The 14,519-nt window shown below is 64.8% G+C and carries 10 protein-coding genes; 3 read left to right on the top strand and 7 right to left on the bottom strand.

Annotated elements, in window-relative coordinates; all coding sequences use genetic code 11:
* Positions 1-42 precede the first annotated feature (42 nt).
* The 4 genes from ABT24_RS13635 to ptsP are packed head-to-tail and all read right to left on the bottom strand — an operon-like array spanning position 43 to position 6,548.
* Complete coding sequence (locus tag ABT24_RS13635) at positions 43-1,341, bottom strand: carbohydrate porin (protein ID WP_276727128.1); 1,299 nt, start codon at positions 1,339-1,341, stop codon at positions 43-45.
* A 26-nt stretch (positions 1,342-1,367) separates the two neighbouring features.
* Positions 1,368-3,080: a PTS fructose transporter subunit IIC gene (locus ABT24_RS13630; protein ID WP_276727130.1), complete on the bottom strand. Its 1,713-nt coding sequence runs from the start codon at positions 3,078-3,080 to the stop codon at positions 1,368-1,370.
* Between the two features lie 25 nt (positions 3,081-3,105).
* Positions 3,106-4,044, bottom strand: coding sequence for a 1-phosphofructokinase (pfkB, locus tag ABT24_RS13625; protein WP_276727132.1), 939 nt, complete (start codon positions 4,042-4,044; stop codon positions 3,106-3,108).
* Positions 4,041-6,548, bottom strand: coding sequence for a phosphoenolpyruvate--protein phosphotransferase (gene ptsP / locus ABT24_RS13620; protein ID WP_276727134.1), 2,508 nt, complete (start codon positions 6,546-6,548; stop codon positions 4,041-4,043). The genes pfkB and ptsP overlap by 4 nt, the downstream gene beginning before the upstream one ends.
* Before the next feature lie 164 nt (positions 6,549-6,712).
* On the opposite strand from ptsP, the gene ABT24_RS13615 reads away from it, so the two are divergent.
* Positions 6,713-7,711 (top strand): LacI family DNA-binding transcriptional regulator, encoded by a 999-nt coding sequence (locus ABT24_RS13615; RefSeq protein ID WP_276727136.1) that lies wholly within the window; start codon positions 6,713-6,715, stop codon positions 7,709-7,711.
* 39 nt (positions 7,712-7,750) lie between these two features.
* Here ABT24_RS13615 and ABT24_RS13610 read toward each other — a convergent pair whose 3' ends face one another.
* A complete protein-coding gene (locus tag ABT24_RS13610; RefSeq protein ID WP_276727138.1) occupies positions 7,751-9,214 on the bottom strand; it encodes a sensor domain-containing diguanylate cyclase in 1,464 nt (487 codons plus the stop codon).
* Between the two features lie 197 nt (positions 9,215-9,411).
* On the opposite strand from ABT24_RS13610, the gene ABT24_RS13605 reads away from it, so the two are divergent.
* Positions 9,412-10,398, top strand: coding sequence for an aldo/keto reductase (locus ABT24_RS13605; RefSeq protein ID WP_276727140.1), 987 nt, complete (start codon positions 9,412-9,414; stop codon positions 10,396-10,398).
* A 101-nt stretch (positions 10,399-10,499) separates the two neighbouring features.
* Positions 10,500-12,392 (top strand): sensor domain-containing diguanylate cyclase, encoded by a 1,893-nt coding sequence (locus ABT24_RS13600; protein ID WP_276727142.1) that lies wholly within the window; start codon positions 10,500-10,502, stop codon positions 12,390-12,392.
* A 17-nt stretch (positions 12,393-12,409) separates the two neighbouring features.
* On the opposite strand, the gene ABT24_RS13595 is transcribed toward ABT24_RS13600, so the two are convergent.
* Together ABT24_RS13595 and ABT24_RS13590 are read right to left on the bottom strand one after the other, a co-directional pair.
* Positions 12,410-13,567 carry an ABC transporter ATP-binding protein gene (locus ABT24_RS13595; protein ID WP_286738048.1) on the bottom strand — a complete coding sequence of 386 codons (1,158 nt, stop codon included), beginning with the start codon at positions 13,565-13,567 and terminating at the stop codon, positions 12,410-12,412.
* Complete coding sequence (locus tag ABT24_RS13590) at positions 13,555-14,379, bottom strand: ABC transporter permease (protein ID WP_276727146.1); 825 nt, start codon at positions 14,377-14,379, stop codon at positions 13,555-13,557. The genes ABT24_RS13595 and ABT24_RS13590 overlap by 13 nt, the downstream gene beginning before the upstream one ends.
* Positions 14,380-14,519: the final 140 nt, after the last annotated feature.

Here is a 14,519-nt window from a genome sequence, read left to right as displayed (position 1 = left end):
ATCAATCGCAGCCGTTTTTAATTCGGCCGTCCCCCGGCTTGGTCAAAGTGCCACCGTGAATTTCAGCCCGATCACAAAGGCGTTGGGAATGTTGCTGGTGCGAAAGGGCTCGGCCTGCTGATCGGGATGGAGGATGTACTGCAGGTTGGGGGAGAGTCGGATTCCTGGGCTGAGTTGATAGCCATAGGCCAGTTCCATCATGGTCTCGCTCCCCGGTACATCGGTGCTTGCGTCAACCGAGGCGCGCGCCACCCGAATATTCTGCAGGGCCAGGCTGGAGAATCGCTGCTGGTTGATGACAAAGCCAAGAGTGTCTTGTTCACGACCGGGGAAAGGCCCTTGCATGACCGCGCCCAGTTCCAGAAAGCTGGATTCATTGACCCGGCCTGTGAGATTGGTCATTGCCACGCCAAAAAGGGTCAGGCCGCGTTGGGAGTTCATGTCAGGGCGCCACACCATCTGGCTGAACCGCACATAGGCGCCGGAGCGGTTGCGGTCGGTGCGGTAGGGCTGTCCCGTGAGGACGGCATAGTCGCCATTGGCATCGAGTAGGGGATCGGTGTACTTGGAGCGATCAAACCAGCCGCCGATCTCATAGTCACGCGGATGGGTGTCGTTGGCGAAGGTCGTGGCATAGCCCATCGCCCAGGGCACGACGACGCCAGTGGCATCCTTGGTGCTCCAGTCGATGCCGTGATCATTGGGGCGCTTGTCGTTCGGATTGACTTCGTACGCTCCAACTTTGGCGTAGAACCTGTCGGTCACCCAGCCCTTGGCGTAGCCGCCCCAGCTCGACGCTGGAAAGTAAGTGAAGTTGCTGTTCTTGAAGACGAAAGTAGGGTTGCCGCAGGCCGAGTTGCTCTGGAAGTTGCAATACAGCGGAGAGTTGAGGAAGTCGATATTCGCCACCGTCCGCCCGCCCTGAATTTCCAGCCGCCCGCCGAAAAACTTTTTCTCAACGGTGAAGTAGGCCAGGTGCAGATTTTGCGTCCCGTAAATCTCCTGCACCGAGGTATTGTTGCCAATCGCCTCGTTTGACAAGCTCTGGCCGTGGCGTTGCGTGACGGCGATGTGCACGCTGGTGGCATTCCACCCCAGCATCTTCTGCAAATCCAGATCCGCGCCCAGGAAGAGTTGGCCTGCGTAGGCTGAGCCCTGCCGCAGGCCGCCGGTGGTGTTGGCTGCGGCTTCGCCGGTGTAATTGGCGGAGAAGGTCAGGCCATTGCCCAGGTCATACTGGCCCGGTGTGTGCGTGGACTGAGCGGCCTGCGCTGCGGCGCTGCTCATCAGCAAGAGTGCAGCGCACAGGCAGGTGGGCTTAAAAAGAGTGGAAAGCATCATGGAGGTCTCCTGGAAAAGATGAGGGATCAGGCAACAGGTTTTTTGAGCAAGCCCAACAACACCGCACTGACCACAGTGCCGGCGACGATGGCAATGACATACATCCCCAGATGCGACACCGCGTTGGGAATGGGCAGCACGAAGACGCCGCCATGGGGCACTCGCAACTGCACGGCAGCCACCATCGAAATGGCGCCGGCGACGGCCGAGCCGATCATGTTGGCGGGAATGACGCGTAGTGGATCGCGCGCGGCATAGGGAATGGCGCCTTCGGTGATGAAGGACAGGCCCAGCAACCCGGTGGCGCCCCAGGCCTCGCGCTCATCCAAGGTGAATCGGCTTGGAAAGACGCGCGTGGCCAACGCCAGCGCCAGGGGCGGGGTCATGCCAGCGGCCATGACGGCGGCCATGGGGGTGAAAATCTGGCTGGCGAGCAGACCGGTGGCGAAGGTGTAAGCCGCCTTGTTCACCGGGCCGCCCATGTCGAATGCCATCATCGCGCCCAGCATCAGACCGAGCAGGATGGCGCTGGCGCCCTGCATGCTTTTGAGCCAATCGGTGAGCCAGGCCAGGGCATGCGCCACCGGCGTGCCAACCACATAGATCATCAGCAGGCCGGTCAGCAAGGTGCCGAGTAGAGGCAGGATCAGCACCGGCTTGAGCCCCTCCACATGCCGATTGAGTTTCAGATGCTTGTTGAACCAATCCGTGCCGTAACCCGCGATGAAGCCTGAGACGATTCCGCCAAGAAATCCAGCGCCAATCGAGGAGGCGATCATGCCGCCGATCATTCCCGGTGCGATCCCCGGCCGGTCGGCGATGGAGTAGGCGATATAGCCCGAAAGCGCGGGAACGATGAGCGCAAAGGCCGCCTTGGCGCCGATCTGGAACAGTTCGTAGCCCAGTGTGCCAGCGTGCTCCGGTTTGAAGACGTAGATGCCCCCCAGTGCAAAAGACAGCGCGATGAGCAGGCCGCCCGCCGTGATGAAGGGCAGCATGAATGACACGCCGGTCATCAAATGCTTGTATGGCCCGGCGCGCAACACCGCGGCCTTTTCGCGCTTGCCAGACGCTTCGAAGCTGGCATCGCCCGCAGGGCTCAGGACCTGTGCCTCGGCCAGTGCGCGCCTGATCAAGGCCTGCCCGTCCTGGATGGCGGGTTTGGTGCTGGCCTGCAGTACCCGTTTACCCGCAAAACGCGATAAATCAACCTGCCGATCTGCGGAAATGAGCACCACATCAGCCTGTGCGATGTCGTCGTCCGTGAGGGTGTTCTGCGAACCGACCGAGCCCTGCGTTTCGACCTTCACCAGGTGGCCGAGCGCCTTGGCGGCCTGCTCGATGGCTTCTGCGGCCATGAAAGTGTGGGCGATGCCCGTGGGACAGGATGTGACCGCGACGATCCTGGCCGTAGTGGATCGGCTCTTGTCCGGTGGGGTGGGAGCGAGCGCATGGTCCAGCACCGTGTTGACATTGGCAAGCACCTCTTCAATTGAGGCGGAGACGACGCGCAAGCCTGCAAAGCGTGGATCGGCGGCGTTCACCGGCCCTACGGCCAGCAGTGTGCCGCCCGCCGCAGTCTGCGTGCGCGTCAGCGGGTTGAGCACACCTTCTGCGGTGTCGACTTCAATGTCGATGGATTGCTGTCGCTTGGCAGCTGCCAGGCGCAAGGCCTCGGCGGCGAGGACGCCGGCCACGGTGCGGTCTTGCGCCGCCACACATGCGAATAACGGGCTCATACGGGTCTCCTGTAGTGTGGTGCTTTCAGCGCTCGAGCTGAAGTTGCACTTGTGCCGCGAGGTGTTGCACCTGATCGCGCGGACCGAGATTGGGGCCGATCTGCCCGAGCTTGCTGTGGGCGAACGCGCTGCCCAGCCGGGCGATGTGCTCAAGCGTGGCGCGCTCCGCGAGTGCTGCAACGATGCCGGCCACCATTGCATCTCCCGCTCCCACGGTGCTCATGGGCTGCAGGGGAGGCAGGCTGGCGTGCAAGGCTGCGGTGGGCGAGATAAACAATGCGCCTTCTGCGCCCATGGAGATGGCCACCAGTTCCACGCCGCGAGCCAACAAACCTTGGGCTGTGCGGATCAGGTCGCCGCGGGTCGGCAAGGCATGTCCTGCCCAGGCTTCGAGTTCCTCGCGGTTGGGTTTGATGACGCTCGGCACGCGGGCCTGCAACGCAGCGCCAAGCGGCGCGCCGCTGGTGTCGAGCACCGTGCGAATGCCATGCTCCGCCAGTGCGCCGATCAGCTCTGCATAGGTTTCCGCTGGAAATCCGGCGGGTAGGCTGCCGGACAGCACCACAAGCGTTTTTGCATCCGCATAGCGCAGCACAGTCTCACGCACTTGGCGCGTCAGGGCGACGGGAATGTCGGCGCCGGGTAGATTGATGTCGGTGGTGGCGTGGGGATCAAGCAGCTTGATGTTGGTGCGCGTCTGTCCGGGGTGGCGGATGAAACGGTCTTCGATACCTTTGGCCGCGAACAGGGCGTTGAAGAGGGCGGTGTTGTCGCTGCCCAGAAGTCCGGTGGCGATCACGGGCTGGCCCCAGTCGGCCAGGCAGCCGGCGACCATCACACCCTTGCCTCCCGCATCGAAGCGCACCGAACGGGCGCGGTGCACCTCGCCGGGGCGCAGCGCGTCGAGAGTAATGGTCTCGTCGATTGCAGGGTTGAACGTGACCGTGACGACAGGGGAGTTCATGCAGCCTCCCCATTGAGTGCGCGTACCGCCTGTGCAGATTCGGCCGCGAGCGCGCGCGTGGCAAGCTGTTGCAGTTCTGTCAGTGCGCTGGCACGTAGCCGTGCCTTCACCGCCGGAATGTCGCGCGGAGTCATGGACAGCTCGTTCACGCCCAGGCCGGTGAGCAGCGCGGCGCCGAACGGGTCGCCAGCCATGCCGCCGCATACGCCCACCCAACGGCCGTGCCGCGCCGCGCCTTCCACCGTGGCGCGAATGAGGCGCAGCACGGCGGGGTGCAGACTGTCGGTTTGCGGCGCCAGCTCGGGGTTCTGCCGATCCATCGCCAGGGTGTATTGCGTGAGATCGTTGGTGCCGATGGAGAAAAAATCGACGTGCGCCGCCAGCACGTCGGCCTGGAGGGCGGCTGCGGGGACTTCGATCATGATGCCTAGCGGGACTTGCGGCGCGTCCAGTTCGGCCCGAATGCGCTCGCATACGGCGCGCAGGGTCAACACTTCGTCAACGCTGGTGATCATCGGGAACATGATGGACAGGTCTGCGCCGAGCTTGGCGGCGCGGTAGAGTGCGCGCAGTTGGGGCTCCAGCAGATCGGCGCGGCGCAGCAGCAGACGCGCGCCGCGTACGCCGAGAAATGGATTGGCTTCCTGCGGCAGATGCAAGTGAGCCACCTGTTTGTCGCCGCCAATGTCCAGTGCGCGCACGATCAACGGCCGATTGCCCAATGCTTTGATCATGTCGCGGTAGATGGCGAATTGCGCCGCCTCATCGGGTGTTTCGCCACGTTCCAGAAAGAGAAATTCGGTGCGCATCAGGCCAACACCCTCCGCGCCTTCGTCTATGGCCATGGGCACCTGGGAAGGCAGGTTGACATTGGCCCCGATGGCGACAACGTGGCCATCCAGCAGGCGCGCAGCCTGGCTGCGTTCGGCCTTCTGCGCGTCGCGTCGCGCAGCCTCACTGGTCATCCAGGAGCGGGCCGAGGCGAGATCGGCCTCGCTCGGATCGAGATAAAGCTTGCCGCCAACGCCGTCGATCACGCCTTGCGTGCCGCTGCGCAGAGCTTGCAGTGCCGGGCCCGCGCCGACCATGGCGGGAAGCCCGAGGGTGCGCGCAAGAATGGCCGTATGCGAAGTGGGTCCGCCCTGCGCGATGGCCAGCCCAACGACACGGGTCATGTCGATGGCGGCGGTGTCAGAGGGGCTGAGGTCGTCGGAGACGAGGATGCACGGCGCGTCGGGAAAATCCTGCAGGCTGTCGAGTTGTAGCGTGGGTTCCAGCAGCATCAGGACGCGGCGGCCCACATCGCGTAGATCGGTCGCTCGCCCGGCGAGTACCGGGTTGCCCAGGGCGGCCAGTTTGCAAGCCATGCGGTCGATGGCACTATTCCACGACCAGCCCACGCCGTGGCCTTCGACCATGATCTGGCAAGCCAGGGTGATGAGATCGCTGTCCTTGAGAAGTTCACGCTGGGCTTTGAAGATGCGTGCTTCGGCTTCACCTAGGCGGCGCGCCGTGTCGTCGGCCAGTGCGGCAAGTTGCTGATCGGTGGCAATGAGTGCGTTGTTGAGCTGGTCTGCTCCCTGGTCGAGCGGCACGGGCAGATCGGGGATCTCCGCATGGGACTTCGCCAGCACATGCAGTACCCCGATGGCCAGACCCGGGCTGGCGGGTATGCCGGTTACTGCGACGGGCTGGCCTGGCGGTACCCAGGCTCCCGCAGTGGGGACGGTCTGCACGGCCGCGCGTTGTGCATCCGCCCGCTCTTGCAGGGTCAGGCTGTCAAGCAACTGGCGGAAGCGATCGAGCGCATCGCGGGCGTGTTCGCCATCGGCCGAGAGATGCAGCAGGTCGCCCTGGCGCAGCCCCAGGCTCAGCAGGGCAACCAGATTGCGCGGATCTGCCGTGTCATTGCCATGCCGCACTTGGAGTCGCACACCGGATTTGCGGGCGGCCTCCACCCAGACGGAGGCGGGACGGGCATGCAGGCCGGCGGGATAGGGCAGCACCCAGTCCAGGGTCTGCGCCAAGTCCACAGCAGGCGATGTCGCAGCGGAGGCGGTGTCGTCCCTCAGGGCGCTCGCCAGCTCCGAGGGGTTCAAGGTGCTGAACAGGGCAGACAGGCGCGTGTCATCCTGCATCAGGCGTGTGAGACGACGCAGGATGGCGATGTGGCTATCGGACTTGGCGGCAATCGCCACTACCAGCCGTGCGGTCTGCCCCGGGTTCCATTCCACGCCCTGTGGGACTTGCAGCACCGCAATGCCGTCGCGCAGGATCAGGTCGCGATCCTTTCCCAGGCTGTGCGGGATCGACACACCGTGCCCAAGAAAGGTGTTGGCCACTTTTTCTCGCTCCAGCACGCTGGCAGTGAATTCGGGTGCGACGCAGCCGCTGGCGATGAGCAACTGGCAGGCTTCGCGGATGGCGTCCTCTTTGGTCTCTGGCCGGGCGCCAAGACGGATGCGTGCGTCAGTGAGCAGGTCCTGCGGTGTGGTGACAGACATTCTCATCTCCTCGTTTCGTGGAATAAATGATAACGATTACATCGGCAGCTTCAAGCGGTTTTCCCGGGTGAAAACCCTGATTAAACTCAAGTGTCGCGTGTTTTTTGTAAGATGCGACGATGTTCGGTAGGCGAATTTCCGCAAAATTTTGTTGACGTTTACATATGAGCTCAAGCATCAAGGATGTCGCACGTGTCGCCGGTGTGTCGGTGGCGACGGTGTCGCGCGCGCTCAGCGGCGCTGCGGCAGTCAGTCCTGCGCTCACCGAACGCATTCAGCAGGCGATCCGGGAGACGGGCTATCGCCCGAATCTGTCCGCACGCCGACTGCGCTCGCAAGACTCGGGCACCATCGGGCTGATCGTCGCGGACATTCGCAACCCGTTTTTCACCGCAGTCAGCCGTGCGGTGGAAGACGCGGCTTACAGCGCAGGGTTGCGCGTCATTTTGTGTAATACCGATGAAAATCCGGACAAAGAGACGATGTACCTCAATCTGATGGAAGAGGAGCGAGTGACGGGCGTGATCTTCGCGCCTACGCGGCAGACGGCGGATCAGCTCAATGCGCAAGACTGGAGTTTTCCGATCGTGCTGATCGATCGTGTCGGCGCACGGGGCGGCCAGGACGCCGTGGCGCTGGATAACGCGGCGGCGAGCGCCTTGCTGGTTGAGCACTTGCATGCGCAGGGCTGTCGGCGTATCGCCGGAGTGTTCGGCAACGCCAGCAGCAGCGGCGTGGAGCGCCACGACGGCTATGTCGCGGCGATGTTCCGCCTGGGGTTGCCGCCGCGCTCCACGTTTGTTCCGCCACAGGCACTGGCGGCAGAGGAGGCGGTTGCGCACTGGCTGCGCGAAACGGCGCGGCCTGATGCGCTGATTGCAAGCAACGGCCTGTTGCTCATGGGCTTGGTCCGGGCTGTTCGGCATGCCGGACTGCAGATTGCGCGCGACATCGCAGTGGCGGGATTCGACAACGAGAGCTGGACGGAAATTGTGGAGCCGGGCCTGACCGTGATCGAGCAGCCGGTAGACGACATCGGACGCAACGCCATGCAGTTGCTGTCTGAAAGGCTGAAAAATCCTGACCTTCCTGCGAGAAAGCTCTTGCTCAGCGGCCGTTGCATCGAGCGCGGCTCGACACGGTGCGGCGGCGCAGCAGCCTGAAGCGCCCCGGCTCGGGCGCAGAAATGGCGTGATCGTGCCCTAATCGTGTCGCCTGTCGATGTCTGACTTCAGGTAGTAGGCGCGCTTCTCGGCGTACATCTGCTGGTCGGCGCGGTGGATGGCGGCTTCCAGGCGTTCGCCGGGCATGCAGGTGGCGATGCCCATGGAAAAGCTCAGTCGCGGAGACTGGTGAAACTGGTTGTTCAGGTCGACGAGTTCGAGCAGGCGCTGGCTTAGCGTTTTGGCGGCGCTGGCGTCGGCGTCGGGCAGCAGCAGCACGAATTCATCGCCGCCTACGCGAGCGGCGACCTGCGGCTTGTCCACCAGTTTGGCGAGCACCTCGCCGGCGCGGCGCAGCAGGCCGTCGCCCGCGGCGTGGCCGAGTTCGTCGTTGACGGATTTCAGGCCGTTGAGGTCGAGCATGATGACGCTCACAGGCCAGGCTTCCTTGCGTTCGAGGCGGTTGATTTCGTCGACATAGAAGGTGCGGTTGCGCAGGCTGGTGAGTACGTCGTGGTTGCCCAGGAATTCGAGATAGGCCTCGGCCTTTTTGCGTGCGGTGATGTCCGTGAGCGAGACCAGCACCTGCGCCCAGTCGTCTTCATGCCCGGGCATGACGGCGAACTGCATGTGGGCGTTGATCGGCTGGCCCTTGAGGCTGTAGTTGATGACTTCGCGCTGCTGGGTGAGCTTGCCGTTCCACAGGTCGATGAGCTGATCGGCGAAATGCACCCGCATGTCGTCGCGGAACACATGCTGCAGGTTGCGCAGCAGATGCGGCTTGTCGCTGGCGCCCACCATGCTCAGGGTCTGATGGTTGACGTCGAGCACGCGGATTTCCTGCATGCAGCGGTCGATGAATTCAGGATGCACGCGCAAGAAGGTGGGGAAGTCGCTGATGCCCTGCTCGCGCAGCATGGACAGCAGGCTGCGCACCGCGCTGAAGTCCTCGACCCACAGCGATACGGGCGAGTGCTCGAACAGGCCGCGCGCATATTGCTCGCTGGCATGCAGTTGGCGCTCGGCGCGCAGGCGGTCCGTGAGGTCTTCGACGGAAAACAGCACCCGGCTCCAGCTTTGCTCGTGGCCGGGCAGCACATGGGCGTTGAGCAGGATGTCGAGGCGGCGTCCGCTCAGGGTGTAGTTGACCGTCTGGCTGCTGTAACGCGTGGCGCCCTGCCACAGTTGCACCAGTTCTTCCAGGTGCTGGCTGTGCATGTCATCGCGAAACACGCGGTCGAGATTGGCGACCAGATGCGCCAGATCGCGGGCCTCGAACAGATCGAGCGTGCGGCGGTTGACCTGCAGCACTTTGATGCGCGCCGAGCATTCAGCCACGCGGGCGGGCTGTTCGTGCAACCACGCGCGCAGATCACTTACTCCCTCGGCCCGCCATTGTTTGAACAACTGATGCAGGGCGCTGAAATCCTCGACCCAGAGCGAAACCGGCGCGAGTTCGAACATATTGGCGAGCTCGCCTGGGTGCAGCGTGAGGGCGGTCATGGGCGGGCGAGGTGCGGGATATCGAGAGATGCAAATTTTAGGAAGTGTTCTTCAGGCAGGCGCGGGCTGAAACAACAGGAAACTGCAGCTGACGTGAATTTTTTCCGGTTTACCCACGGTAACAGCGCACGCCCGCGCGAACCGATAGGCTAGGTCTGAATGCCCACATGTTTGCTGGGTGAGCAGGAGGAATAGTGATGCAGTACCGACAATTGGGCGCTGATGGGCCGAATGTCTCGGCTCTTGGCCTGGGATGTATGGGGATGTCCGAGTTTTACGGGCAGGGCGACGACGCTGAATCGATCGCCACCCTTCGCCGCGCACTCGATCTCGGCGTGAATTTTCTCGATACGGCCGACATGTACGGCGTAGGGCGTAACGAGGTGTTAGTCGGCCGCGCCATCAACGGGCGTCGCGATGAGGTTTTTCTGGCGACCAAATTCGGCAATATGCGCGGGCCGAATGGCGAGTTCCTGGGGGTGAACGGCCGCCCCGACTATGTGCGCCAGAGCTGCGAAGCCAGCCTGAAACGGCTGGGCGTGGAGGTGATCGATCTGTATTACCAGCACCGCGTCGATCCCGAGGTGCCGATCGAGGAGACGGTGGGCGCGATGGCCGATCTGGTGCGCGCGGGCAAGGTGCGCTGGCTCGGGCTGTCCGAGGCCGCGCCGGCCACCATCCGCCGCGCTCATGCGGTGCATCCGATCTCCGCGCTGCAGTCGGAGTATTCGCTCTGGTCGCGCGACCCCGAAGGCGTGCTGCTCGACACGGTACGCGAACTGGGCATCGCTTTCGTCGCGTACAGCCCCTTGGGTCGGGGCTTTCTCACCTCGCAGATCAAGTCGCTCGACGATTTGCCCGAAGACGACTGGCGCCGCCGCTCACCGCGTTTTCAGCCGGAGACCTTCGCGCGCAATTTGCGTCTGGCCGAAACCGTGCGGCAGATGGCCGAGGCGAAAAACTGCACCCCGGCGCAGTTCGCCCTGGCATGGCTGCTGGCGCAGGGCGATGATGTCATCGCCATTCCGGGCACCAAGCGGCGGCGCTATCTGGAGGAAAACATGGGCGCATTGCGGGTGCGCCTGAGCACGGCGGATCTCATTCGCATCCATCAAGCGGTGCCGCCCGGTGCGGCCAGCGGCGAGCGCTACCCGGAAGCCGGGATGCAGGCGGTCAATCGTTGACCTAGTTTCCGATTCTTCGGCGCAACACCCGTAGATTTTCAGAGGGACGACGCTTGGGCAAGTCGGTAACATGACTTGACATTCCAAGAAAAATCGTCCCCATGCCTGCCTCGCCACTGACCGATCCCGAGATTCTTCAAGCCCTGACCGCCGAGAACCGGCTCCTGCCGTCGCCCAGCGCGGTCGCGCTCGAACTCATGCGCGCGCTGGAGCGGCGCGATCTGGGCATGCGCGACATCGCCAACATCGCGCGCAAAGACCCGGCCCTGGTGGCGCGCATGATCCAGTTGGCCAACTCGGCCATCTTCGCGGGCATGCGTCCCGCGGTGGCCATTGAAGAGGCGGTGCTGCGCATCGGCACGGGCGGGCTGGCCCGGCTGGCCATTGCGCTGTCGCTCATGCAGGCGAGCAAGGCCACGAATATCGAAGGTTTCGATCTGCGCCGGTTCTGGATGACCTCGATCCAGCGCGGTCTGGTGTTCCAGTATCTGTCGCAGCGTGTGGGCAAGATGCCCAGCGCCGAAGCCTTCAGCCTGGGCCTGCTCGCCGATGTGGGGCAACTCGCGATGGCTGTCAGTCTGGGCGCGCAGGCGGTCTATATCGGTGCCGAAGGTTCGGTGCAAGCGTTGCTGGCTCAGCAGTTGCAACAGTACGGCTACGACCAGGGCGACGCCAGTGCGGTGCTGCTCGCGCACTGGGGCTTTCCGCAGACCTTGGCGCAGGCCGTGCGTATTCGGCCGCAGACGCCGGGGGCTGCGGGCAGCCGTGAAGCGCAGCTGGGCGAGTGCGTGGCGCTCAGCCGCAGCCTGCAGCTTCGTCCGGGTGGTGTGGCGGCCGATGCCGGGCAGATGCGCAGCCTGGCCGAACATCTCCATCTCAGCGAAAGCGATCTGCAGGGTGTGCTCGCCAGCGCAGCGCAAGACATGGCGGGCATGGCCGCGGTGTTCGAGATGAAGCTCGAACAGGCCGAAGTGGACGCCGAGTTCGACCGTCTGCGCCGCGCCCTGGCGACTCCGCCGCTGCTCGACGAACCCATTGCCGACGAAGTGCTGATTGTGTCGAAGGACGCCGCGCTTCGTCTTGGCCTGCGGCAGGCGCTGGAATCGGCTGGGCACGCGCTCGCCGAAGCCGCCACCCCGGCCGAGGCGTTTGAGATCGTGCAGATTCAGGGGCCGCGGGTGGTCGTGCTCGATTGGGCCGACGGCGACAGCGTGGCGGCGCTCTGCCGCAGCCTGCGTACCGAGCGCGGCCCGCGTATCTACTTGCTGGCCCTGTCCCGCGACATGGAGCAGCACGCAGTGCTGAACGCGCTGGATGCCGGCGCGAACGACGTGCTCTTTGCCCCCGTCTTGCCGCAAATGCTGATCGCCAAGGTGCAGACCGGAGCGCGCGCCACGCGGGTGCTCGCCGCCGCAGAGGCCGAGCGCAGCCACGGCTTGCGCACCCTGCGCACGCTGGAGCAGCGCAACGCCGAGTTGCTGCAGGCCGCGGGTACCGACGAGCTGACCGGCGTGGGCAACCGCCGCGCGCTCGACGCTTTTTTGCCGCCGCTTTTTGCCCAGGCCGCAGCCGAGGGTCAGCCGCTGGCGTGTCTGATGTTCGACCTCGATGAATTCAAGCGCATCAACGACCGGCTGGGCCATGACGTGGGAGATCAGGCCTTGCGTGCCGTGGGGCGTGTGCTGCGCCAGCAGTCGCGCGGCATGGATTTTGTTGCGCGGGTGGGGGGCGAGGAGTTTTTGATGCTCTGCCCGCAGACGACCGAAGAGGCCGCGATGCGTGTGGCCGAGCGCATCCGCGCCGCCATTGCGGTGCCGCAAGCCGATTTGCCGCCCTTGTCGGTCAGCGTGGGGGTGGCTCTGGGCGCCGCGGGTTTTGCCGACGCCGCATCGCTCATCCGTGCCGCCGATCAGGCTTTGCTGCAGGCCAAGCGACTGGGCCGCAACCGGGTTTGTCTGGCGCCGACTGCTTCCTCTGCGGCGGCGAGCAATTGATCTGAATGATCTGAATTTCAGACCAGCAGATGCAGGTTGGCCTGCAGGATACGCAGGCCAAGGGGGCCGCCGATTTCCAGCGCGAGTTCGCGCCAGAGTGTTGGCAGGGCGTAGGTCTCGGCTTCCAGCCCGCAGGGCAGCGCACAGCGCAGCCGCCACAGTGGGCCTTCGCATCGGGCTTCGATCAGGCGGGCCGTCAGGGTGAGGCTGTCTTCGTCTTGAGTCACTAAAGCCGAGGCCGATGCCGGGCAGGGATGCACCGCCTCGGCGCGAACGGCCAGGGTGACTCGGGCGCCGACTTGCAACTCGGCGCCAGCAGGCAGCGTGCCGCGCCAGTCCAGCACGGGCCGCGCTTCGATGCCGAGCGAGAGCACGTCCTGTGCGCCCAGCCGCGACTGTGCCAGCACTTGAAGCGGCCACAAATTGTCCACACCCGCCAGTCGCGCCGTGGGCAGATCGGCCGGGCGCTCGAACACTTGTTGTGGCGTGCCCGCCTGCAGCAGACGCCCGCCATCGAGCACGCCCACGAGGTCGCCCAGCAGGCGTGCGTCCACCGGGTCGTGCGTCACCAGCACGGTGGTGATGGCGCGCTCGCGCAGCAGTGCAGCCAGGGTGCGTCGCAAGCCTGGACGGGCCTCGGGGTCGATGGCCGAGAAGGGTTCGTCGAGCAGCAGCAATTCGGGCGCACCGACCAGCGCCCGTGCCAGCGCAACCCGCTGCCGCTGGCCACCGCTGAGTTGGTGCGGGTACTGGTTCAACCAGGGCCATAGATCGAGCGCGTCGAGCAGCGGATCGAGATCGGCCTGTGCGCCTCGGCCGAACTGCAGATTGCGCGCAATCGTCCAGTGCGGAAACAGCGCATCGCGCTGAAACATATAGCCGATACAACGCTTCTCCGGCGGCTGGGCGGTGAGGTCTTGCGCGCCCAGTTGCACCTGCCCGGCGCGCGCGGGCAGAAAGCCGGCGAGGGTGTCGAGCAGGGCGCTCTTACCCGCGCCGTTGTGGCCCAGCAAAACCAGGGTCTGGCCGCGCGGAACTTGCAGATCGACGACGGCCGACTGCCAGGCGCCGATGCCCCATTGCAGCCCGCGTAAACGCAGGGCGCCGGGCGCGCCGTGGGCCGAGCCGGTGACCGCGGGCGTTGCCAGGACGGTGCGTTGCGTCAGTGCAGCCATGCCTTTTGCCGGTCTTGCGCGGGCTGCGGCGCGCGTGCCGAGGCGAGCAGCCTCAGTCCCCAGAACAGCGCCATGACCACCAGCAGAAACAGCACCGAAGCCGCCACGGATTGCCGCAGTCCGGACTGCAGGAACAGGTCGTAGATGCGTATCGGCGCGGTCATCGGGTAATAGGCCAGCAGCACCACCGCGGCAAACTCGCCGATGGCGCGGGCGAAGCACAGCGTCAGCCCGGTGCCGATGCCCTGACGCGCCAGCGGCAGGGTGACGCGGCGAAATACCTCCCACGGCGCCGCGCCCTGAATGCGCGCGGCGCGCTCGATCTGCAGGTCCACGGCCTCGAATCCGCCGCGGGCGGCGTTCACCGCATAGGGCAGGCCGACATAACTCATCGCCAGCACGATGCCGGCAAACGTGCCCCAGAACTCCAGGCCGATGTGCGCCAATGGTGCGCCCAGCCAGCCGCCTCGGCTGAACACCAGCAGCAGCGCGATGCCCGCAATGGTGTGCGGAATGGTGAGCGGCAGATCGACCAGCGCTTCCACCGCGCTCTTGCCACGAAACTGCTGCCGCGCCAGCACATAAGCCAGCGGCACGGCGAACATCGCAGCCAGCACCGTGCTGAACAGCGCCGCGCCCAGACTCAGGCCAATGGCGCTGCGCACATCCGCCATCGCCGCCACTTGCCGCAGATCGCCCAGCGTGGGGTGCAGCAGCAGGGCCAGCAAAGGCAGGGCGATGAAAGCCAGCAGCGTCGCGCCGATCAGCCAGAACACCCAGAACATCGGGCTGCGCGCCTCACGCCTCAACATGGTTTGCGTTCCTCGGCGAGGTGATCACAGCGACACGCCCGCCGGGCCGCCCCAAGGGCGTGTCGCCCCTTGAGGGGCAAGCCAAGCGCAGCGCGGGATTTCGGGGTGGGCATAAGCCACGCCCGCCGGGCCGCCCCAAG

It is taken from the genome of Thiomonas sp. SCN 64-16 (assembly GCF_001725585.1).
GTDB classification, from domain to species: domain Bacteria; phylum Pseudomonadota; class Gammaproteobacteria; order Burkholderiales; family Burkholderiaceae_C; genus Thiomonas; species Thiomonas arsenitoxydans.
This window is presented reverse-complemented; position numbering and strand designations above follow the sequence as displayed.

Excerpts from the sequence above, each read along its gene's own strand:
- ABT24_RS13595 (WP_286738048.1), bottom strand. The coding sequence starts at position 13,567 with ATGGCTGCACTGACGCAACGCACCGTCCTGGCAACGCCCGCGGTCACC.
- ABT24_RS13635 (WP_276727128.1), bottom strand. The coding sequence starts at position 1,341 with ATGATGCTTTCCACTCTTTTTAAGCCCACCTGCCTGTGCGCTGCACTC.
- pfkB (WP_276727132.1), bottom strand. The coding sequence starts at position 4,044 with ATGAACTCCCCTGTCGTCACGGTCACGTTCAACCCTGCAATCGACGAG.
- ABT24_RS13605 (WP_276727140.1), top strand. The coding sequence starts at position 9,412 with ATGCAGTACCGACAATTGGGCGCTGATGGGCCGAATGTCTCGGCTCTT.
- ABT24_RS13590 (WP_276727146.1), bottom strand. The coding sequence starts at position 14,379 with ATGTTGAGGCGTGAGGCGCGCAGCCCGATGTTCTGGGTGTTCTGGCTG.
- ABT24_RS13615 (WP_276727136.1), top strand. The coding sequence starts at position 6,713 with ATGAGCTCAAGCATCAAGGATGTCGCACGTGTCGCCGGTGTGTCGGTG.
- ABT24_RS13600 (WP_276727142.1), top strand. The coding sequence starts at position 10,500 with ATGCCTGCCTCGCCACTGACCGATCCCGAGATTCTTCAAGCCCTGACC.
- ABT24_RS13610 (WP_276727138.1), bottom strand. The coding sequence starts at position 9,214 with ATGACCGCCCTCACGCTGCACCCAGGCGAGCTCGCCAATATGTTCGAA.
- ABT24_RS13630 (WP_276727130.1), bottom strand. The coding sequence starts at position 3,080 with ATGAGCCCGTTATTCGCATGTGTGGCGGCGCAAGACCGCACCGTGGCC.
- ptsP (WP_276727134.1), bottom strand. The coding sequence starts at position 6,548 with ATGTCTGTCACCACACCGCAGGACCTGCTCACTGACGCACGCATCCGT.